A 19515-nucleotide genomic window follows, 5' to 3' on the forward strand; every position below is an offset into this window, starting at 1 on the left:
CTTGTCCGGAATTCGGGGGGATTTCGTATCACTCGCTTCAACAGCGCCGCGGCCCGCGAAGAGGCTGCACCGTACTCCTACGTCGGTGCCGGCGGCCGGGTCCTCTATCTGGACGAAGAACCCGCACCGCATTCGGCCACCCGCTCCACCCGCCCCCTCGTTGCCCGGCCCGTGGTGCGCACCTACGAGAGTGGTGCCGGGTTCGAGCGCGACCCGCACTCCGAGCTCTTCCTTCTCGCACTGGCGAATTTCGTGGGGCAGCAGACCTTCTACGAGGAGGCGGGCGACCGCGACAACCGGTTCGTGGCGCTGGTGCGCGGGCTCGCCGTCGAGGACCCGCAGTGGACCACCGCAATGCTCGGCTGGCTGCGCAACCGGGCCCATATGAGGACCGCCTCAGTCGTGGGTGCCGCCGAGTTCGTGCACGCGCGGCTCGCGGCGGGCCACACCAAGGGCGGACACAACCGCCAAGTGGTGGATTCCGTGCTGCAACGTGCGGACGAACCCGGCGAGTTGCTGGGGTACTGGATGTCGCGGTGGGGCCGTGCGGTGCCCAAGCCGGTCAAGCGAGGCACCGCCGACGCGGTGCGCAGGCTGTACGGCGCGAGATCGCTGCTCAAGTACGACACCGCGAGCAAGGGCCACCGCTTCGGCGACGTGCTGAACCTCGTCCACGCCTCGCCGGACCCGGCCAAGCCGTGGCAGGGCGATCTGTTCCGTTACGCGCTCGACCGCCGGCACCGCCCGGACCGTGCCGAGCCGCCCGCTTCGCTGCCGGTGCTCACGGCGCACCGGGAGCTGATGGAGCTGCCCGTGGGGGAGCGGCGGGCCGTGGTCACCGCGCCCGGCGGTGCCGAGCGGCTGGCTGCTGCCGGGATGACGTGGGAGTCGCTGGCCGGCTGGCTCCAGGGGCCGATGGACGCCGCGGCGTGGGAGGCCGTCATACCGTCCATGGGGCCGATGGCCCTGGTCCGCAATCTCCGGAACTTCGACGAGGCAGGCGTCTCGGACGAGGTCGCGGCGCGGGTGGCGGCGCGGATCTCGGATCCGGATGTGGTCGCCGCGGCACGGCAGTTCCCCATCCGCTACCTCGCGGCGTACCAGCACGCGCCGTCGCCGCGCTGGGCCTGCCCGCTGGAGGTGGCGCTCGGGCACTCACTGGCGAAGGTGCCCGTCCTGCCGGGACGGACGCTGATCCTGGTGGACCGTTCCGGCTCGATGTGGTCACCGCTGTCGAACCGCTCGCAGCTGAACCGGGCCGACGCCGCCGCGATCTTCGGCACTGCGGTGGCGATGCGGGCCGACGACGCGGACCTGGTGCAGTTCGGTACGGACCACAGCCGGGTCGCGTACACCAGGGGGGAGTCGGTGCTGAAGGTCCTCGCGCGCTTCCGCGAGCTCGGCGGCACCGACACCACCCGCGCCGTGCGGGCTCACTACCGCGACCACGACCGGGTGCTGATCGTCACCGACGAGCAGGCCATGTACCACCACTACGGCGATCCCACGGAACAGGTCCCGGGTCGTGTGCCCGTCTACACCTGGAATCTGGCGGGCTATCGGGCCGGTCATGGCCCCTCGGGCGCCGCCAACCGGCACACGTTCGGCGGGCTGACCGATGCCGCCTTCCGGATGGTGCCGCTCGTCGAGCAGGGCCTGTCGGCCGACTGGCCCTGGATGTGAGCGGCCACCGGGGACGCCGTGGGGGTGTCCCCGGTGGCCGGGGTGTCACAGGGCCTGCGCCGCGGGCTTGACCATGCCGCGCACCGTACGGGACTTGACGAAGTCGCCCATCGCGGTCATCTCCCACTCGCCGGAGAACTGCTTGATCAGCTTGGCCATCATCACGCCGGTCTGCGGCTCGGCGCCGGTGAGGTCGAAGCGGACCAGCTCCTCGCCGGTGGCGGCGTCCAACAGGCGGCAGTAAGCCTTGGCGACTTCGGTGAACTTCTGCCCGGAGAAGGAGTTCACCGTGAAGACCAGGCCCGTCGCGTCGGCGGGCAGCCGGCCGAGGTCGACGACGATGACCTCGTCGTCGCCCGCGCCCTCGCCGGTCAGGTTGTCACCGGAGTGCTTGATCGCGCCGCCGAGGATGGAGAGCTTGCCGAAGTAGCAGCTGTCCAGGTGATTGCGGCTGGGGCCGTAGGCGATGACCGAGGCGTCGAGGTCGATGTCCTTGCCGCGGAACGCGGGCTCCCAGCCGAGGCCCATCTTCACCTGCGAGAGCAGCGGACGGCCGCCCTTGACCAGGGAGACGGTCTGGTTCTTCTGCAGGCTGACGCGGCCCTTGTCCAGGTTGATCTTCCCGGCCGGGGCTGCGACGGGGGCCGGCGGAGCCACCGGCGGGGGCGGCACGGCGGCGGCGATCCGCGGGTCGGCGGCCGCGGGGGCGGGGGCAGGTGCCGGCGGAGCCGCGGGGGCGGGGGCCTGCGGCGCGGCGACAGGTGCGGGTGCGGCCGCAGGCTCCTCGTCGACCGAGACGCCGAAGTCGGTGGCGATGCCCGCCAGCCCGTTCGCATAGCCCTGGCCGACCGCACGGGCCTTCCAGACGCCGCCCCGGAGATAGATCTCGACGACCACCAGCGCGGTCTCGGCGCCCAGCCGCGGCGGAGTGAAGGTGGCGATCGCGCTGCCGTCGTCGGCATTGCGGATGGTCGCGGTCGGTTCGATGCCCTGGAAGGTCTGCCCTGTCGCGTCCGGGCTCGCCGTCACCACGATCTTCTCGATGCCGGCGGGGACGGACGCGGTGTCCACGACGATCGCGTCCGGAGCGGTGCCGCCGCCGGAGCGGTAGGTGACGCCGGGGCCCTGCGGCTGGTTGTAGAAGATGAAGTCGTCGTCGGAGCGCACCTTGCCGTCGGCGGTGAGCAGCAGGCCCGATACGTCGAGCCGCACCGGGGCGGCGACGTCCACCGCCACACGGGCGACGGCCAGGGGGATGTTCGAGCCGGGGGTCATAGCTGTCATGCCAGAGGTAACGAGCGAAGGCGCTTTACCGTTCCTATGGGCTGAGCGGGAGTGAGTCCTCTTGACCAGGACCCGTGCTCAGTCGAACGGCCCGAACGGCTTTCGGGCGTTCTGCTTGCCCGCGTTCGCTCGTGTCCGGGCGGCGCGCAACGGTGCGTAGTCCGGGAATACGGGGGCGGGGTTCCTCACGCCCGGGGGTGTTGCGGTCGGGGCCTGGACGGTTCGACGCCCACGACGATCACTCCGGTCGTCGTGGGGGCGGACGGCAGGGCCGGCCTGCTGGAGCCGTTCCCGCGCCATGCGCCGGGCGACGCTCTGCCGCGAATCCGACCGTCGTCGCCGGGACGGGTGGATCCCCGGTCACTCTGGCGGCGGACCCCACCCTGGCGGCGACCGCCGGTGCGACGGAACTGCGCCTCCACCACGCGGGACTGGCGTCGGACGCGGATCTGGCCGGGGTCCGCGCCGCACTGACGTCGCTCTCCCTGACCCGCCGGACCGCCCGGGGCTCCCCGGCGCGCCCGGCCAGCCGTGGGCCCACGGCGTGACCGCGGCCCGGCCCACGGCGTGACCGGCCCTGGCCCCGGCCTCGTGGCAGCCGCAGCGGCGCGAGGACTCCCGCCGCCACGGCGAACGAGACCATGTCCAGCACCGCCACGGAGGGGTCGCCGAAGCGGGTGAACACCTCTCCGGCTGGCCGGTGCTCGTCTTCTGCCTGGGCGTGACGGCGACCCTGTTCGTCGTGTACTTCGCCATCGACCCCGTCGAGCAACTGCTGGGCATCAGCTGACGTGCTCCGGCCGAGGGCCCCCGGCCGATCGTTCTGTTCATCCCGTGGAAGGACGAGCGGGACGCCGCACGTCGTTCCGCGGGGCCGTTTTCTCAGGACTTCCTCATGAACACCGGTGGCGTGGGACCGGCTGTCCGGCGTGCCCTCAGCGAGGGGAGATGAAGCCCGATTCGTACGCCGCGATCACCGCCTGGGTCCGGTCCCGCACGCCCGTCTTCGCGAGAACCGAGGCCACATGCGTCTTCACCGTGGCCGGGCCCACGCCCATGCGCCCCGCGATCTCCGCGTTGGTCAGGCCCGTGGCCATCAGCCGCAGCACCTCCGCCTCCCGCTCCGTCAGCCGCCCCGCCCATGCGGGCAGCGCCGTCGGCCGGTGGCGGCCGTACTCGGCGGCCAGTGAACGCACCGCCGCCGGGAAGAGCAGCGAATCACTGCGCGCGACCAGCCGTACCGCCTGCACCAGCTCCTCGGCGGCGGCACGCTTGAGCAGGAAACCGGCCGCGCCGGCGCGCAGCGCGTCGTACACGTACGAGTCGTTCTCGAAGGTCGTCACCACCACGATCCGCGGCGGCGCCTCCATCGTGCCGAGGATCTGCTCGGTGGCCCGGATGCCGTCGATCTCCGGCATCCGCACATCCATCAGGACCACGTCCGGCCGCAGCTCGCGCACCACCGACACTGCCTCGGCGCCTGTCGCGGCCTCGCCCACCACCTCCAGGTCGGGCTCGGCGTCGAGGATGACGCGCAACGCCGTGCGGACCATCCGCTCGTCGTCGGCGAGGGCGACCCGGACCGCGCTCATCGGCCGCCTCCCAGCGGCAGCAGGGCCGACAGCCGCCACACCGCGTCCTGCGGCCCGGCGGCCGCCCGGCCGCCGAGGAGCGCGGCGCGCTCGGTGATCCCGCGCAGGCCGCGGCCGCCGCCCGGGCGGACCACCGGGGCGACGTCGGGCAGTGGATTCTCCATCGTGATCTCCAACTCCTCGCCGCGTACGGCGATCCACAGGGACACCGGGACCGCCCCGGCATGGCGCAGGGCGTTGCTCAGCCCCTCCTGGACGATGCGGTACGCCTCGCGGGAGACATGCGCGGGGACCGAGGCCGGATCGCCTTCGGTACGCAGGGCCACCCGCACCCCGCTGCGGGACACCAGACCGTCCAGGGTGTCCAGCGTCGGACCGGCGGCCCGGTCGACCCCCTCGCCGTCCTGCCGCAACAGGCCGAGGACCGCGTCGAGTTCGCCGACGGTGCGCCGTGTCGTCTCCTCGATCGCGGCCAGCGCCTCCCGTACGAACTCCACGTCGCTGTCCAGTACCCGCCGGGCGGCGCCCGCCTGCAGGGTGACGGCGCTGAGCGCGTGGCCGACCGAGTCGTGCAATTCGCGGGCGAGGCGGTTGCGTTCGCCCAGCTCGGCAGCCCGCTGCTCGGCCGCGGCGAGCCGGTCGGCGGGCGTCGGTCCGAGCAGCACCGGTGCCTGGCGCGCGAGCAGCGCTCCGGCCGCCGCCGAGAACGCGGCGAGCGCGAGGAGCATGCCGACCCCGGCGAGCGGCAGCAGCAGGACCTGATCGAACGGGCGCATCGACCACGGCACATGAAGGAAGTCCTGCACCGAGCGGCTCAGCGGCGCGATGATCAGCGTGGTCGCGAACGGGGGCAGGGCGAGCGACGCACCGCTGACCAGCGCGCCGACGCCCGCGTGCAGGGTGAACCAGGCCGAGGTGCGCAGGCGCGCGGCCCGGCTGCGCGCGGGTTCGTCCGCGAACAGCTCCGCGGGTACCCCGGTCAGTGCCCGGGTTATGCCCACCGACAGCGGTCTGGCCAGCGGCAGCAGCCCGACGATCGCGGCGAGCGGCAGGGCGACGGCGTAGGCGCCGAACTGCACGACGAACGAGGTCGCGAACATGTTCCCCGTGTCGGACAGCGGACCGACCACGACCATCCCCACGAGCCAGAACGGTATCAACAGCGCGCCGCCGAGCACCAGATGGACCCAGCGGAGCCTTGCCTGCAGTCCGAACAGCGCCCGCGCCGCGACGCGCCACCTCCCGCCGGAGCGCTTTCCGCCGGTGGTCCTCGCGCCGGAGCCCCTTCGGCCTGCGGGTTTCGCGCCGGAGCCCGTTCCGCCCGTGGTTCCCCCGGCGGAGGCCCTCCCGCCGGGGGACGTCCCGCCGGTGGTCATCCCGCGGCGTGCCGCGCGCGGCTCGCTCACGCGCCGCGCCTGCGCAGCAGCACGGCGATGGCGGCGCTCAGCAGCAGGCCGGAGATCATTTCCCCAGCGTAGGTCAGCGTAAGCAGCGTTGTGGGCTGCTCGGCGCCATCGGCCAGGGGCATCGCGGCGGTCATGGTGAGCCAGCCGCCCCAGGCGCCCAGCGCGCTCGCCCCGACCCACGCCATGCCCAGCGGCAGTTTCACCGACAGGCCGGGGCCGAGGCGGAAGGCCAGCAGCAGCGTTCCGGCGACGGCGAGGGCCACGAAGCCGACGCGCACGCCCTCCAGGACGTAGAAGTCGGTCGTGCGCTCCAGCACCCGGGCGGCGGGCAGCGCCGCGGTCGATCCGGCCGCCCACATCAGATGCATGACGCCGGGGAACACCGCCAGCAGCGCACCGGCCACGGCAAGGGCGCGCACCGGCCGGCCCGTCACGGCGGAGGGCAGGTCCCACACCTGTCCCCGCCACAGGTGACTCCAGCGGTCCCTGGCGTACAGCAGGAAGAGCGTGCCGAGGGCGAGGCCCTGAAGGATGAAGCCGCTGTAGACGACGTCGAACACCCAGCCGTCCAGAAACGGTTCGCCGCTCGTGTCCTGCGTCGTGGTGCCGCCCGCGGCGGAGGCCGCCAGCTGCGCCGGGAAGCCGACCATGATCGGTGCGAGCAGCCCGGTCGCGCCCCAGATCGGCACGCCGAGCAGGCGGCCGCGCACGCGCATGCCCCACGGCTGCGTCAGCAGCAGGGCGAGGACGACGACGGCCGCGTCCATCAGCACGGTGACGCTGTTGACGACGGCTATCAGGGCACGGTGGTCCAGCAGCACGCTGCCCTCGGGGATACCGATGCGGCTGCCGGTGATCCAGGCGATCTTCAGTGCCAGGTACGGCAGGCAGGCGGCTATCGCGACGGCGCGCAGAGCGGACCGCAGCGGGCGGCGCCGCACGGGAAGGAGGATGCCGGCGTCTGCCGGGAGCGAGGTCGGTGTCATGCCGTCCACACTCCTCGCCGCGGAGCCGGGCCACCTCCTGCGTAGCGACGATCTCCCTCCGCCGTGAGGCTGAGACGGGCCTGTGCCTCCGGGTCGCCGCGCGGCCCGTGCTCGCAGCCTTCCGGTTCAGCCGTGTTCGGAGCTTCTGGTTCAGCCGTGTTCGGAGCTCCCGGTTCGGAGCTGCCGGTTCAGCCGGGTTCGTAGCTTCCGGTTCGGAGCTGCCGGTTCAGCCGGGTTCGTAGCCTTCCCGTTCAGTCGTGTTCGGAGCTTGTGGTTCAGAGCCTTCGCGTCGCGAGCGTCAGGCGGTCACGCGCGTCGAACAGGGCGTCCTTGATCATCTGCTCGTGTGCGGGGGTGAGCCTGGCCACCGGCACCGAGCAGCTGATCGCGTCACGGGCCGGGGTGCGGTAGGGGATGGCGACGCCGAAGCAGCGCAGCCCGAGGGTGTTCTCCTCGCGGTCGACGGCGTAACCCTGCTCGCGGATGACGTGCAGCTCCTCGATGAGCTTCTCGCGGTCGGTGATCGTGTGCTCGGTCAGCGGCGCCAGCGTCTCGGGGAGCATCTTGCGCACCTGCTCGTCGCTGTGGGTGGCGAGCAGGGCCTTGCCGAGGGAGGTGGAGTGGGCGGGCAGCCGGCGGCCGACGCGGGTGAAGGGGCGCAGATAGTGCTGCGACTGCCGGGTGGCGAGGTACACCACGTTGATGCCGTCGAGGCGGGCGAGGTGGATGGTCTCCGCGGTGTCGTCGGAGAGCCGGTCCAGGGTGGGCCGGGCCGCCGCGACGACCTCGTCACCGTCGATGTAGGAGGTGCCCACCAGCAGGGCGCGCACGCCGATGCCATAGCGGGTGCCGGTGGCGTCGGTCTCGACCCAGCCGAGCTCGACGAGCGTGCGCAGCAGCATGTAGAGGCTGGACTTGGGGTAACCGACGGCCTCCTGGACGGAGGCGAGCGAGTGCATGCCCGGGCGCCCGGCGAAGTACTCGAGCAACTCGACCGTCCGCACCGCGGACTTGACCTGCGCTCCACCGGAATCGATTGCCGACATCGCTGTTCGCCCCTCTCGACCGCGCGGGTGCCCGTCCTGACCGCGGAATGCCTTGACCTGCGGAAGGCCTGGAAATAGAGTCCCCAGCAAATTCATCACCAGGAACACCGTTCAGAATACCGAACGAGGTCGGGTGGGTGACAGAGACCGGGAAGGAATACGCGGTGGCAGCAGCACAAGTCTGGAGTGTCGACCCCCGAACCGGGAAGCAGCGCGAACAGGTTGCGGTGGAAGCCACAGCCGAGGAGGTCGACGCCGCCGTACGGTCGGCGCACGCCGCCCGCGCCGCCCTCGCCGACCGTACGCTCCGCTCCGCCTTCCTGCGCACCGCCGCCGCATTGCTCGACGGGGCGCGCGACCAGCTCATCGAGGCGGCCGACGCCGAGACCGCGCTCGGGCCCGTTCGCCTCACCGGGGAACTCGCGCGGACGTGCTTCCAGTTGCGCGCCTTCGCGGACATCGTCGACGAGGGCGCCTTCCTCGATGTGATCATCGACCACCCGGACGACAGCGCCACCCCGCCGATTCCCGACCTCCGCCGCTACAAGGTGCCCCTCGGCGTCGTCGCTGTGTACTCCGCGTCCAACTTCCCCTTCGCGTTCTCCGTGCCCGGCGGCGACACCGCCAGCGCGCTCGCGGCGGGCTGCCCCGTCGTCGTCAAGGCCCACCCCGACCATCCGGCGACCTCCGAGCTGGCCGCCGCCGTGCTGCGCAGGGCGGCGGCCGAACACGGCCTGCCCGAAGCGGTCGTGGGCCTGGTGCACGGCTTCGGTGCGGGCGTCGAGCTGGTGAAGCACCCCTTGGTCGCGGCGGCCGGCTTCACCGGTTCCGTACGCGGCGGCCGTGCGCTCTTCGACGCGGCGGCCGCCCGGCCCGTGCCCATCCCCTTCCACGGCGAACTCGGCTCGCTGAACCCGGTCGTGATCACCGAGGCGGCCGCCGCGGAGCGCGCCGAAGAGATCGGCACCGGCCTCGCGGGGGCCATGACGCTCGGCGTCGGCCAGTTCTGTGTCAAGCCCGGCCTGGTGTTCGCGCCCGTCGGACCGGCGGGCGACCAGCTCGTCAAGACGCTGACCGACGCCGTGAGCAGCGCCGCCGCCGGTGTCCTGCTGGACCACCGCATACGCGACAACTTCGTGGCCGGGGTCGCCGAGCGCGCCGCCCTGCCGGACGTGGACACTCCCGTCACTCCCGGCGCGGGCTCGGCGCACACCGTCAGTCCCGGCTTCCTGACCGTCCCCGCCGCGCGGCTCGCCGCCGACGGGGACCACGATCTCCTCCTCGAGGAGTGCTTCGGACCGGTCACCGTCGTCGCCCGCTACGACAGCCACGACGACGTCAGCACCGTCCTGTCCCGCCTGCCCGGCAACCTCACCGCCACCCTCCACCTGTCGGGCGACGAGGCCGAGGGCAATGGCGACGGCGCCACGATCCTCACCGAACTCACCCCGCTCGCCGGCCGGGTCCTCGTCAACGGCTGGCCGACCGGTGTCGCAGTCACGCCCGCCCAGCACCACGGCGGCCCGTACCCGGCGACGACCTCCACGTCGACCTCGGTCGGCGGCACCGCGATCGAGCGCTGGATGCGCCCGGTCACGTACCAGACCACCCCCGAGGCACTGCTCCCGCCGGAGCTGCGCGACGACAACCCCCTCGGTCTCCCCCGACGGGTCGACGGACGCCGCGAGAACTGCCCCTGAGCGCGTGGCCCGGGATCCGGCCTCTATCATCGGCCGGATGTGGCGGGAACTGATCCGTGAACTGGCCCCGGACGCCGGGCTCGGCGCACCTGCCGAGCGTGGCGCCCTGCGCGCGGCCGAGGAGGCCCTCGGCAGGCCGCTCCCGAGCGCGCTGTCGGAGCTGCTCGGTGAATGCGACGGCATCGTGGGGCCCGACGGCCTGGACGTCGTGTGGGAGCTCGACCGCATCCGGCGGGACAACCTGGCCTTCCGCACCGAGCCCGCGTTCGCCGAGCTGTACATGCCGTTCGAGCCGCTGGTGTTCTTCGGCGACAACGGCGGCGGTGACCAGTTCGCGTTCGTCCGCACTCCGCCGCGCGACGACGTGTTCGTCTGGGACCACGAGACCGACGGACGCGGCTGGGCCGCGAACGGTCTGCGCGACTACCTGCGGCGGGCGCTGACCGAGGCCGGCGACTGGTACCGCTGACCGCCGGGCGCGTGCCCCGGGCGCCTGCGCCTGCACCGGGTGCCCGTCGGCACGTGATCCCTGCGTCTGCCTGGGCGTGACCTGCGACCGCCGGCACGTGATCCCCCGCGCCGGCCCGGTGTATCCGGCGCCGGCATGATCCCTGCGGCCTCGGCCCGCATGCGGCCGAGGCCGGTGCGAAGACCCGACACCCGCCGCGTATGCGCGGGCGTGACGACGGCCCGCCTGGAGGTGTTCGAGCACCACACCGGGGCCCAGGCCTTCTGCACTCGGCAGGTGGGGCTCCCGGACCCGGACGAGCCGCGATCCGGGGACCACCCGGTGCCGAGCCTCGCGACGGCGAGTCAGCCGTTCAGCCAGTCAGCCGTTCAGCCTGTGCTGGTGGACGCGCAGTTGCAGCGTCGCCAGGTCCATCAGCGGCGTCGGGACCCCGTACGCACGGGCTCGGGACACCAGATCGCCCAGGATGTGCTCCGCCTCGGTGGACCGTCCGGCCACGACGTCCCGGTACAGGGAGGACGAGAGCGGCACGCCGGGGCGGGTCACCGGTGGTGAAGGCCAGTTCGTGGTCCGGTACGGGATGTCCCGCCGCCGCGGCCACCGCGGCGGCCTCGGCGAGAACCGCCGGGCCGGGCCCGGTCCCGCCGGGCACGGCGTTGATGTCCGCGACCGTGCCGCGCAGCAGGCAGGTCAGCGTCCCGACCGTGCTGACGAAGACCCACTTGTGCCACATCGCGGCGACGATGTCCGCCGGCTTCTCCGAGGTGATGTCCGCGTCGCGCAGCAGATGCGGACGGCGTCCACGCGGGCCGATGAGCGACCGTCCTGCTCGCCGACGGTCAGCACGCCGCCGGGAGCGAGTCTGACGATGTCCCCTGCGCCGTTCAGCGTGGTCTGCACCTTGGCGACGCCGCCCAGGACGCGCGCGGCCCCGAAGCGGGCGTTCAGCTCGTCGAGATGGCGCATGCCGTTGAGCAGGGGGACCACGGCCGTGCCGGGGCCGACCGCGGGCGCGATGTCGGTAAGGGCCTCGTCCAGGGCGCCGGCCCATCCAGCTCGTCCGCGAGCTGGCCGGCTCCCCGGTGTGGACTCGCAGCTGCGGCAGCTTCGACGTTCCGGTCGGCAAGGCAGCGCTGAGTCACCACTTCACGGTGCTGCGCGCCGCCGGTCTGGTCGAACAGCGTGACCAGGGGCCGAAGCGGGTGAACCGCCTGAGGCGCGAGGAGTTCGACGCGCGTTTCCCGGGGCTGCTGGACCTCGTGCTGCGGCCCGACGAGGCGACATAGCCGGACCGACGCCCCGTTCGTCGGCCCATGGCGGAATGAGACGGCCCGACGCCGTGTTGACCCTGCCGCGGAGGTGGCCTCCGCATGCCCCTGTGCCGCACGACCTGGAGTGATGAGAAGACATGCGCGTCGAGATCTGGAGCGACATCGCCTGCCCCTGGTGCTACATCGGCAAGGCGCGGTTCGAGAAGGGGCTCGCCGCCTTCGCGCACCGCGACGACATCGAGGTCGTGCACCGCTCCTTCGAGCTCGACCCGAACCGCGACAAGGGCGACACCGCCCCGGTGATCGACATGCTCGCCGCGAAGTACGGGCGCACCCGCGAGGAGGCGCAGGCCATGGAGGAGCACGTCGCAGCCACCGCGCGCTCGGAGGGCCTCGGCTACCGCACCGAGGGCCGGGACCACGGCAGCACCTTCGACATCCACCGCCTGCTGCACCTCTCCAGGGACCGCGGCCGCCAGGACGAGCTGCTCGACCTGGCCTACCGGGCGAACTTCGCCGAGGAGCGGTCCGTCTTCGACACGGACGTGCTCGTCCGGCTCGGCGTCGAGGCGGGCCTCGACGAGGACGAGGTGCGCGCCGTCCTCGCCGACGGGAGTGCCTACGCGGACGACGTACGGGCCGACGAGCGCGAGGCCGCCGAGCTGGGCGCGACCGGGGTGCCGTTCTTCGTCATCGACCGGTGCTACGGCGTGTCCGGCGGGCAGCCCGCCGAGGTCTTCACGCAGGCGCTGGAGCAGGCGTGGCAGGGCCGGGCACTCACCCTGGCCGGCACGGCCGCAGCCGCGGCCTGCGACGCCGACGGATCCTGTGAGATTCCGTCCGCCTGACCGCCTGACCGCCTGACCGCCTGACCGCCTGACCGCCTGACCGCCTGACCGCCTGACACCTGTCCGCCTGTCCGCTGACGCCTGACGTTCCGATGCCTTGACGCCCGCCCGGTCGGTTCTGCAGGCGCCGTACATGGTGCCCGGCGGCCGGCCCGCACGTTTCACTGCCTTTACAGGCGCCGAACGAACGCGATGCCCGGTCGGCCGTCCAGCACGACCTCGCCCGTGGCCGTGAAGCCGGTGCGGACCAGCACGGCTTGTGAGGCCGCGTTGTCCGCGGTCGTCGACGCCCGCAGTTCTCTCAGCCCGTACTCCGCCGCCGACGCGCACACCGCGCGCACGGCGGCGGTCGCGAGGCCCCGGCCCGCCGCGCTCTCGGCGATGCGGTAGCCGAGTTCGGCACTGCCGCCCGCCGCGTCGACCAGGTTGACCCGCCCGAGCACCCGGCCGACCTCGTCGACGAGTACATGGAAGTGGCACAGCCCTGTGGCCTGTTCGGCGAGGAGGGCGGCGTGCCGCTCGTCGAACCGGGCGAAGTACTCGTCGCCCCGGTCCGGGACCGATGCGGCGAAGTATGCCCGATTCTCCCGCTCGAACGCGAGGAGGGCGGGAGCGTGATCGGCACGGAGGCGTTGGACGGTGTGGGCGAGTGCGGGCATGGGAGGACGCTACTCCGTTCGGGTGGTGCCGTGGGGTGCCATTGACCAGGCACCCGGCGCATCGGAGGGTGGGTCCATGGAGAGTCTTCACCCCCTCGTCGGCGGCGAGTTCGCGCCCACGTCGACGTATCTGAACACCGCCGTGTGCGGGCTGCTGCCGCGCCGTACCGTCCGCGCGGTCACCCGGCTCGCCGAGGAGCTGGCCGACGGGCGCCCGGGCGGTTCGGGCGAGTCGGAGGCGGTGGACGCCGCGCGCCGCTCGTTCGCACGGCTCGCCGGTGTGGACGAGGGTCGCGTCGCCGTCGGCGGTTCGGTGTCGGTGCATGCCGGGCTGATCGCCGCGTCGATGCCGCCGGGGGCCGAAGTCCTCTTCCCCGAAGGGGAGTACGCCTCCGTCATCACCCCCTTCACGGTGCGCGGCGACCTCAAGCTGCGGTACGCACCGCTGGACGCGCTCGCCGACGCCGTGCGGCCCGGCACGGCGCTCGTGGCCTTCTCGGCGGTCCAGTCGGCCGACGGCCGGATCGCCGACATGGCCGCAGTACGGTCGGCGGCGGCGGCGCACGGCGCCCGTACGCTGCTGGACGCCAGCCAGTCGGCGGGCTGGCTGCCGCTGCGGGCGGGGGAGTGGGACTACACCGTGACCGGCGGGTTCAAGTTCCTGCTGTGTCCGCGGGGCGTCTCGTTCCTGACGGTGGCCGAGGAGGCGCAGGAGGCGCTGTCCCCGATGCACGCGGGGACGTTCGCGGCCGAGCGGCTGTGGGAGACGACGTACGGTCCGATCGACGAGCTCGCCCACTCGGCCCGCCGCTACGACGAGCCCCCTGCCTTCCTCGCGTACCACGGCGGCGAGCAGTCGCTCGCGCTGCTGGAGGAGATCGGCATCGACGTGGTGCACGCGCACGTCGTGGCGCTGACACGGCGGTTCCGGGCCGAGCTCGACGCGCTCGGCCACGCACCGGTCCCCGGTGATTCGGCGATCGTCGCCGTCCCGGGTCTGGGCGACCGCGCGGCGGCACTCGGCGCGGCGGGCATCGTTCTCTCCTCACGCTCGGGTGCCTTGAGGGCGGCGTTCCACCTCTACAACACGCAGGCGGACGTGGACCGCGCACTGGAGCAGATCGGCCCGCGCTAGCGCGCGCCAGCCGCGCTCACCCCTTCGCTTCCCCGCAGTCCGCCGTCTGCGTGCACAGGCTCGCCTCGACCTTGCCCAAAAGGCGGGCCAGTTCGCGGCGTTCCTCTGCGTCCAGGCCGGCGAGCGTCTGCTCCTCCAGCTCGGCCCACGCGGCCGACATGTCCGCGAGCAGCGCGCAGCTGCGTTCCGTCGCCTCGACGACGACCGCGCGGCGGTCGTCGGGGTCGGGGCTGCGGCTGACGTGACCGGTCTGTTCCAGGCGCTGGAGCATCTTGGTGACCGTGGAGGGATCCAGGCCCACTTCCTTGATCAGCTCCGACTGCCGCACGGGGCCCGCACCCCACAGTCGCATCATCAGGAACTCCTGGCCGGGGTAGAGGTCCAGCCCCTTGAGCAGCTTTCCCGCGGCGATGCGGTGCAGCCTCGCCACCCTGGACAGCGCATGGCTCACGGGGCCGCCGCGGGCGGCATGCGGGAGCGCTTCGGCACAGACGGCATCGTCCTGTGTCTCGGGCGCGGCGGACATGGTGACCTCCTCGGCCAGGAGCGGCGAGGGGGAGCGGCTCCGCCCTTCGGCCGACTGCGGCGGCGGGCCCGTCCGGCCCTCGTTCCCGATGCTGTCACACATATTACCTTGGCTGGCCAATGAATGCGGTACAGTGACATCCGTGCTCATTAATTGGCCGACCACATAAAGTTTGGGGACGATCATGACCACCGCATTCGACCCGATCCGGCTCGGCGGACGGCAGCTCGCCAACCGCATCGCCATGGCGCCGATGACCCGCAGCCGCGCCCACGGTCCCGGCCTGACGCCCACCCCGTCGGTCGTGGAGTACTACGCGCAGCGCGCCTCGGCGGGGCTGATCATCACTGAGGGCATCCAGCCCTCCGTCGTCGGCCAGGGATATCCCGACACCCCCGGGCTCCACAGCCGCGAGCAGATCGCCGCCTGGCGCGCGGTCACCGACGCCGTGCACGCCGCGGGCGGCACGATCTTCGCCCAGCTGATGCACGCCGGCCGCATCGGCCATCCCGTGCTGCTGCCCGACGGCCTCGTCCCCGTCGGCGCATCCGCGGTCGCCGCCCAGGGCCAGGTCTACACGCACGAGGGCCCCAAGGACTTCGTCACCCCCAGGGAACTGAGCGCCGACGAGATACGGGCGACGATCGCCGACTTCGCCGCCGCCGCGCGCAACGCCGTCGAGGCGGGTTTCGACGGCGTCGAGCTGCACGGCGCCAATGGCTACCTGATCCACCAGTTCCTGGCGCCCAACACCAACCGCCGCACCGACGAGTGGGGCGGCTCCGCCGAGAACCGCATGCGCTTCGCCGTGGAGGCCGTCAGGGCCGTGGCCGAGGAGATCGGCGCCGAGCGCACCGCCATCCGCCTCTCGCCCGGCAACTCGTACAACGACATCGACGAGCCGGAGCCCGACGCCCTCTACACCGCCCTCGCCCAGCGGCTCGAACCCCTCGGACTCGCCTACCTGCACGTCCTGGAATCCACCCCCGACCAGCGGGAGCTCGTGCTGACGCTGCGGAAGCTGTTCGGCGGCACCGTCGTGCTCAACGTGCCGGCCGACGGCCCGGCCGGCCGGCTGGCCCTGATCGAGGACGGCGTCGCCGACCTGGTGTCGTTCGGCGCCCTGTTCCTCGCCAACCCCGACCTGCCGGACCGACTCCGGGCCGGCGGTCCGTACAACACCGCCGACCCGTCCTCCTTCTTCGGCGGCGGCGACCAGGGATTCATCGACTACCCGGCCCTCGTCCGAGCGCAGCGGTAGCGGTAGCGGCAGCGGCAAAGAGGCGGGGCCGGTCTCCTCGGGAAAAGAGACCGGCCCCGCCTTCTTCGTGACCGGGAGCTACCGCACCGGGGTGAAGTCACGCGCCCCGATGAACTCGGGCCGCCGCACCGGCGCGGCGAACGGCTCCGCCGCAGCGTTCTCCACGCTGTTGAACACGATGAAGACGTTGCTGCGCGGATACGGGGTGATGTTGTCGCCCGAGCCGTGCATGCAGTTGCAGTCGAACCAGGTCGCCGACCCGGCCCGGCCCGTGAACAGCCGGATGCCGTGGGCGTCGGCGAAGCGCGTCAGCGCCTCGTCCGACGGGGTCCCGGCGTCCTGCATCTGCAGTGACTTCTTGTAGTTGTCCTTCGGCGTCGCGCCCGCGCACCCGAGGAACGTCCGGTGCGACCCGGGCATGATCATCAGGCCGCCGTTGGTGTCGAGGTTCTCGGTCAGCGCGATCGACACGGACACCGTCCGCATGTTCGGCAGCCCGTCCTCGGCGTGCCAGGTCTCGAAGTCCGAGTGCCAGTAGAAGCCCGAGGCGCCGAAGCCCGGCTTCACGTTGATACGCGACTGGTGGACGTAGACGTCCGAGCCGAGGATCTGGCGGGCTCTGCCCACCACCCGCTCGTCGCGCACCAGCGCGGCGAAGACCTCGCTGAGCTTGTGGACCTCGAAGACGGACCGCACGTCCTGAGACGTCGGCTCGATGATCGAGCGCTCGTCGGCCCGTACCGCCGGGTCGGCGATCAGCCGGTCCAGTTCGGCGCGGTAGAGCGCCACCTCGTCGTCACCGATCAGCTGGTCGACGGTGAGGAAGCCGTCGCGCTCGAAGCCCATCAGATCGGCCGTGGCGATCGGGCCCGGGGTGCCCGGTGCGGACCAGACGACCGGGTCCTGACGCGGGGTCGTCACCTCACTCGCGCCACGGGTGGGGTACAGATCGGTGCGTGCGGGTGCGGTCGTCATGTCTCAGCCCTCCTCCGTCAGCAGGGGGTACACGCCGTTCTCGTCATGGTCCTCCCGTCCGGTCACGGGCGGGTTGAAGACGCAGACGCAGCGGAAGTCGGTCTTGGGGCGCATGGTGTGCTTCTCGTGCCCGTCCAGCAGGTACATGGTGCCGGGCTCGATCCAGTGGGTCTCGCCCGTCTCGTCGTTGGTGAGCTCGGCCTCGCCCTCCACGCAGAGCACGGCCTCGATGTGGTTCGCGTACCACATCGACGTCTCCGTGCCCGCGTACAACACGGTCTCGTGCAGCGAGAAGCCGACCTTCTCCTTGGCGAGCACGATGCGCTTGCTCTCCCAGGTGCCGGACGCGGCCTTCACATGGCGGTCGGTGTTCTCGAGGTCCTTGAACGATCGGACGATCACGGTGAGTTGTTGCCCTTTCTGTCTCTGCGGTGGTCAGGCGGTCTCGCGGACGGAGCGCGCCAGGATGCGCAGGCCCTCGTCCAGTTCCTCGGGGGAGACGGTCAGCGGCGGCAGGAGCTTCACGACCTCGCTCTCGGGGCCCGAGGTCTCGAGGAGCAGTCCGAGTTCGAAGGCACGGGCGCACACCTTGCCGGCGCGGGTCTTGTCCGCGAACTCCAGGCCCCACACGAGCCCGCGGCCGCGGAAGCCGACGCCCTCGCCGCCCAGTTCGTCGACGACGGCGAGCAGCGCGCGCTCGACCTGCTCGCCCCGGGCGATGGTCTGCTTCTCCATCTGCCCGTCGGCCCAGTAGGTGCCCAGCGCGGCGGTCGCGGTCACGAACGCCGGGTTGTTGCCGCGGAAGGTGCCGTTGTGCTCGCCCGGCTCCCAGATGTCCAGCTCCGGCCTGAACAGGCAGAGCGACATGGGCAGTCCGTAACCGCTGATCGACTTGGACAGCGTGACGATGTCCGGGGTGATGCCGGCCTCCTCGAAGGAGAAGAACCCGCCGGTGCGGCCGCAGCCCATCTGGATGTCGTCGACGATCAGCAGCATGTCCTGGCGCTTGCACAGGTCCGCCAGCGCACGCAGCCACTCGGGACGGGCCACATTGATGCCGCCCTCGCCCTGGACCGTCTCGACGATCACGGCGGCCGGCTTGTTGAGGCCGGAGCCCTGGTCCTGCAGCAGGCGCTCGAACCAGAGGAAGTCCGGGACCTTGCCGTCGAAGTAGTTGTCGAACGGCATCGGGGTGCCGTGGACCAGCGGGATGCCGGCGCCGGCACGCTTGAAGGCGTTGCCCGTGACGGCGAGCGAGCCCAGCGACATGCCGTGGAAGGCGTTGGTGAACGAGACGATCGCCTCGCGCCCCTTGACCTTGCGGGCCAGCTTCAGCGCGGCCTCGACCGCGTTGGTGCCGGTCGGGCCGGGGAACATGACCTTGTACGGCAGGTCGCGGGGGCGCAGGACGACGTTCTCGAACGTCTCCAGGAAGGCGCGCTTCGCGCTCGTCGCCATGTCCAGGCCGTGGGTGATGCCGTCGCGCTCGATGTAGTCGAGCAGCGCGCGTTTCAGGACGGGGTTGTTGTGCCCGTAGTTGAGCGATCCGGCGCCGGCGAAGAAGTCCAGGTAGGTGTGGCCGTCCTCGTCGTGCAGGTAGCTGCCCTGCGCGCGGTCGAACACGGCGGGCCAGCCGCGGCAGTAGCTGCGCACCTCGGACTCGAGGGTCTGGAAGACGCTCAGGGCGGGCGGGGTGATGGTCACAGCGGTCTCCATGGGGGTGGGGGTCAGGCGGCGAGGGGGCCGATGCGGTAGAGCACTTCCGGCTGGTGCGTTCCCTCGGGGAACAGTCCGCCGTCGAAGAGGACTTCGCGGCGCAGCGGCGCGTCGTGACGCCGGGCGTAGGAGGTGAACAAGGCGTCGGACGCCGTGTTGTCCGGCGTGATGGTCGTCTCGATCTCGCGCACGCCGCGGCCGCCGGTGACCTTGGCTGTCAGGGCGTCCAGCAGGATGCCGGCCAGTCCCCGGCCGCGGTGCTCGCGGTCGACGGCGACCTGCCAGACGACAAGTGCCTCCGGGCGGTCCGGCCGTACGTAGCCGGTGACGAAGGCGATGGGCTCGCCGCCGGGGCCGCGCGCCACGACAGAGGTGGCGGCGAAGTCGCGACACCACAGCAGATAGCTGTACGAGGAGTTGAGGTCCAGGACCTCGGAGTCGCGGGCGATGCGCCAGATCGCGGCTCCGTCCTCCACTCGCGGGGTGTCTATCTCCAGGAACTCCGGGGAGTCGGCAGAATCGGTGAATCCGTCTCGGGCTCGTACAAGGTCTTCCTGTGCGGCGGTCATGCGAATTGAATTTACCGAGCAAATTTCGAGATTGCATCGAGCCAAGGGGTTGGGTCGAGGCGCCGCCTGTGTTATCGCGCGGGCGCGAGCGATTCGACGTGACCCTGTGCGATCGCGCCGTTTGCCCGTATTTAAGGGGGCAAAACGACCTTCCTGTGGGGTCGGTCACATATCCGTAACGACGCTGACGCGCCCGTGAAGCGCCTCGGAAAACCGAGGGGAATCCATGCGTTTAAGGGCGGAGATCGGGGGCAGCAGAATGCGGGGACCTGTTCACTTGAATTTGCTCTCCGCATTTACGGGCCATGCTATGAATTGTTTTGCGTCAAAGAGGTGCGGGGAAGATGCTCCCGGCTCTCTCCGGCCGCCCGCCGCGTATCTTCCCCGGC

The 19515-nt window shown here is 71.8% G+C and carries 19 protein-coding genes and 2 pseudogenes; 7 read left to right on the forward strand and 14 right to left on the reverse strand.

Translation table 11 applies throughout. The features are described from left to right. The first annotated feature begins 27 nt into the window (after nucleotides 1-27). Nucleotides 28-1683: a TROVE domain-containing protein gene (locus tag ACH5AF_RS32695; protein WP_398906975.1), complete on the forward strand. Its 1656-nt coding sequence runs from the start codon at nucleotides 28-30 to the stop codon at nucleotides 1681-1683. 45 nt (nucleotides 1684-1728) lie between these two features. On the opposite strand, the gene ACH5AF_RS32700 is transcribed toward ACH5AF_RS32695, so the two are convergent. From ACH5AF_RS32700 to ACH5AF_RS32720, 5 genes are all read right to left on the reverse strand, one after another. Then, nucleotides 1729-2958: a TerD family protein gene (locus ACH5AF_RS32700; protein ID WP_398906976.1), complete on the reverse strand. Its 1230-nt coding sequence runs from the start codon at nucleotides 2956-2958 to the stop codon at nucleotides 1729-1731. Between the two features lie 944 nt (nucleotides 2959-3902). Next, the gene (locus ACH5AF_RS32705; protein ID WP_398906825.1) at nucleotides 3903-4559 is read right to left on the reverse strand and encodes a response regulator; all 657 of its coding nucleotides are present in this window, start codon (nucleotides 4557-4559) and stop codon (nucleotides 3903-3905) included. Further along, nucleotides 4556-5965, reverse strand: coding sequence for a sensor histidine kinase (locus tag ACH5AF_RS32710; RefSeq protein ID WP_398906827.1), 1410 nt, complete (start codon nucleotides 5963-5965; stop codon nucleotides 4556-4558). The genes ACH5AF_RS32705 and ACH5AF_RS32710 overlap by 4 nt, the downstream gene beginning before the upstream one ends. Beyond that, nucleotides 5962-6951: a hypothetical protein gene (locus ACH5AF_RS32715; RefSeq protein ID WP_398906828.1), complete on the reverse strand. Its 990-nt coding sequence runs from the start codon at nucleotides 6949-6951 to the stop codon at nucleotides 5962-5964. Before ACH5AF_RS32715 ends, ACH5AF_RS32710 begins: the two co-directional genes overlap by 4 nt. Before the next feature lie 275 nt (nucleotides 6952-7226). Then, nucleotides 7227-7997, reverse strand: coding sequence for an IclR family transcriptional regulator (locus ACH5AF_RS32720; RefSeq protein WP_398906830.1), 771 nt, complete (start codon nucleotides 7995-7997; stop codon nucleotides 7227-7229). A gap of 164 nt (nucleotides 7998-8161) precedes the next feature. Here ACH5AF_RS32720 and ACH5AF_RS32725 point away from each other — a divergent pair, with 164 nt between their 5' ends. Both ACH5AF_RS32725 and ACH5AF_RS32730 read left to right on the forward strand, forming a co-directional pair. Next, nucleotides 8162-9697 carry an aldehyde dehydrogenase (NADP(+)) gene (locus ACH5AF_RS32725; RefSeq protein ID WP_398906832.1) on the forward strand — a complete coding sequence of 512 codons (1536 nt, stop codon included), beginning with the start codon at nucleotides 8162-8164 and terminating at the stop codon, nucleotides 9695-9697. A 37-nt stretch (nucleotides 9698-9734) separates the two neighbouring features. Continuing rightward, nucleotides 9735-10166 (forward strand): SMI1/KNR4 family protein, encoded by a 432-nt coding sequence (locus ACH5AF_RS32730; protein WP_398906833.1) that lies wholly within the window; start codon nucleotides 9735-9737, stop codon nucleotides 10164-10166. A 360-nt stretch (nucleotides 10167-10526) separates the two neighbouring features. Here ACH5AF_RS32730 and ACH5AF_RS32735 read toward each other — a convergent pair whose 3' ends face one another. From ACH5AF_RS32735 to ACH5AF_RS32745, 3 genes and pseudogenes are all read right to left on the reverse strand, one after another. Further along, nucleotides 10527-10697, reverse strand: coding sequence for a ketopantoate reductase C-terminal domain-containing protein (locus ACH5AF_RS32735; RefSeq protein WP_398906835.1), 171 nt, complete (start codon nucleotides 10695-10697; stop codon nucleotides 10527-10529). Nucleotides 10698-10785: 88 nt separating this feature from the next. Continuing rightward, a pseudogene (locus tag ACH5AF_RS32740) lies at nucleotides 10786-10899 on the reverse strand (oxidoreductase); the annotation flags it as partial. Continuing rightward, nucleotides 10857-11297, reverse strand: coding sequence for a ketopantoate reductase family protein (locus tag ACH5AF_RS32745; protein WP_398906978.1), 441 nt, complete (start codon nucleotides 11295-11297; stop codon nucleotides 10857-10859). The gene ACH5AF_RS32745 and the pseudogene ACH5AF_RS32740, both read right to left, overlap by 43 nt. Here ACH5AF_RS32745 and ACH5AF_RS32750 point away from each other — a divergent pair. Together ACH5AF_RS32750 and ACH5AF_RS32755 are read left to right on the forward strand one after the other, a co-directional pair. Next, a pseudogene (locus tag ACH5AF_RS32750) lies at nucleotides 11216-11452 on the forward strand (ArsR/SmtB family transcription factor); the annotation flags it as partial. The gene ACH5AF_RS32745 and the pseudogene ACH5AF_RS32750 sit on opposite strands and share 82 nt — an antisense overlap. Before the next feature lie 122 nt (nucleotides 11453-11574). After that, nucleotides 11575-12285 carry a DsbA family oxidoreductase gene (locus ACH5AF_RS32755; RefSeq protein WP_398906836.1) on the forward strand — a complete coding sequence of 237 codons (711 nt, stop codon included), beginning with the start codon at nucleotides 11575-11577 and terminating at the stop codon, nucleotides 12283-12285. 170 nt (nucleotides 12286-12455) lie between these two features. On the opposite strand, the gene ACH5AF_RS32760 is transcribed toward ACH5AF_RS32755, so the two are convergent. Then, complete coding sequence (locus ACH5AF_RS32760; protein WP_398906837.1) at nucleotides 12456-12944, reverse strand: GNAT family N-acetyltransferase; 489 nt, start codon at nucleotides 12942-12944, stop codon at nucleotides 12456-12458. Between the two features lie 76 nt (nucleotides 12945-13020). On the opposite strand from ACH5AF_RS32760, the gene ACH5AF_RS32765 reads away from it, so the two are divergent. After that, nucleotides 13021-14079, forward strand: coding sequence for an aminotransferase class V-fold PLP-dependent enzyme (locus tag ACH5AF_RS32765; RefSeq protein WP_398906839.1), 1059 nt, complete (start codon nucleotides 13021-13023; stop codon nucleotides 14077-14079). Nucleotides 14080-14095: 16 nt separating this feature from the next. On the opposite strand, the gene ACH5AF_RS32770 is transcribed toward ACH5AF_RS32765, so the two are convergent. Continuing rightward, nucleotides 14096-14605: a MarR family winged helix-turn-helix transcriptional regulator gene (locus ACH5AF_RS32770; protein WP_398906980.1), complete on the reverse strand. Its 510-nt coding sequence runs from the start codon at nucleotides 14603-14605 to the stop codon at nucleotides 14096-14098. A gap of 184 nt (nucleotides 14606-14789) precedes the next feature. Between ACH5AF_RS32770 and ACH5AF_RS32775 the strand changes: the two genes are divergently transcribed. Continuing rightward, the gene (locus tag ACH5AF_RS32775) at nucleotides 14790-15866 is read left to right on the forward strand and encodes an alkene reductase (protein WP_398906841.1); all 1077 of its coding nucleotides are present in this window, start codon (nucleotides 14790-14792) and stop codon (nucleotides 15864-15866) included. 78 nt (nucleotides 15867-15944) lie between these two features. Here ACH5AF_RS32775 and thpD read toward each other — a convergent pair whose 3' ends face one another. From thpD to ectA, 4 genes are read right to left on the reverse strand one after another with little or no spacing between them, the layout of a single operon-like run. Continuing rightward, nucleotides 15945-16841 carry an ectoine hydroxylase gene (gene thpD / locus ACH5AF_RS32780; RefSeq protein WP_398906843.1) on the reverse strand — a complete coding sequence of 299 codons (897 nt, stop codon included), beginning with the start codon at nucleotides 16839-16841 and terminating at the stop codon, nucleotides 15945-15947. A 3-nt stretch (nucleotides 16842-16844) separates the two neighbouring features. After that, entirely contained in the window at nucleotides 16845-17243 is a 399-nt protein-coding gene (locus ACH5AF_RS32785) for an ectoine synthase (RefSeq protein ID WP_215181350.1), read from the reverse strand. Nucleotides 17244-17276: 33 nt separating this feature from the next. Continuing rightward, nucleotides 17277-18545, reverse strand: a complete 1269-nt coding sequence (gene ectB / locus ACH5AF_RS32790) for a diaminobutyrate--2-oxoglutarate transaminase (protein ID WP_398906982.1) — start codon at nucleotides 18543-18545, stop codon at nucleotides 17277-17279. Nucleotides 18546-18568: 23 nt separating this feature from the next. Beyond that, the gene (ectA, locus tag ACH5AF_RS32795) at nucleotides 18569-19126 is read right to left on the reverse strand and encodes a diaminobutyrate acetyltransferase (protein WP_398906845.1); all 558 of its coding nucleotides are present in this window, start codon (nucleotides 19124-19126) and stop codon (nucleotides 18569-18571) included. Nucleotides 19127-19515: the final 389 nt, after the last annotated feature.

This window comes from Streptomyces sp. NPDC018833, from assembly GCF_044390825.1.
In the GTDB taxonomy this organism is placed as follows: domain Bacteria; phylum Actinomycetota; class Actinomycetes; order Streptomycetales; family Streptomycetaceae; genus Streptomyces.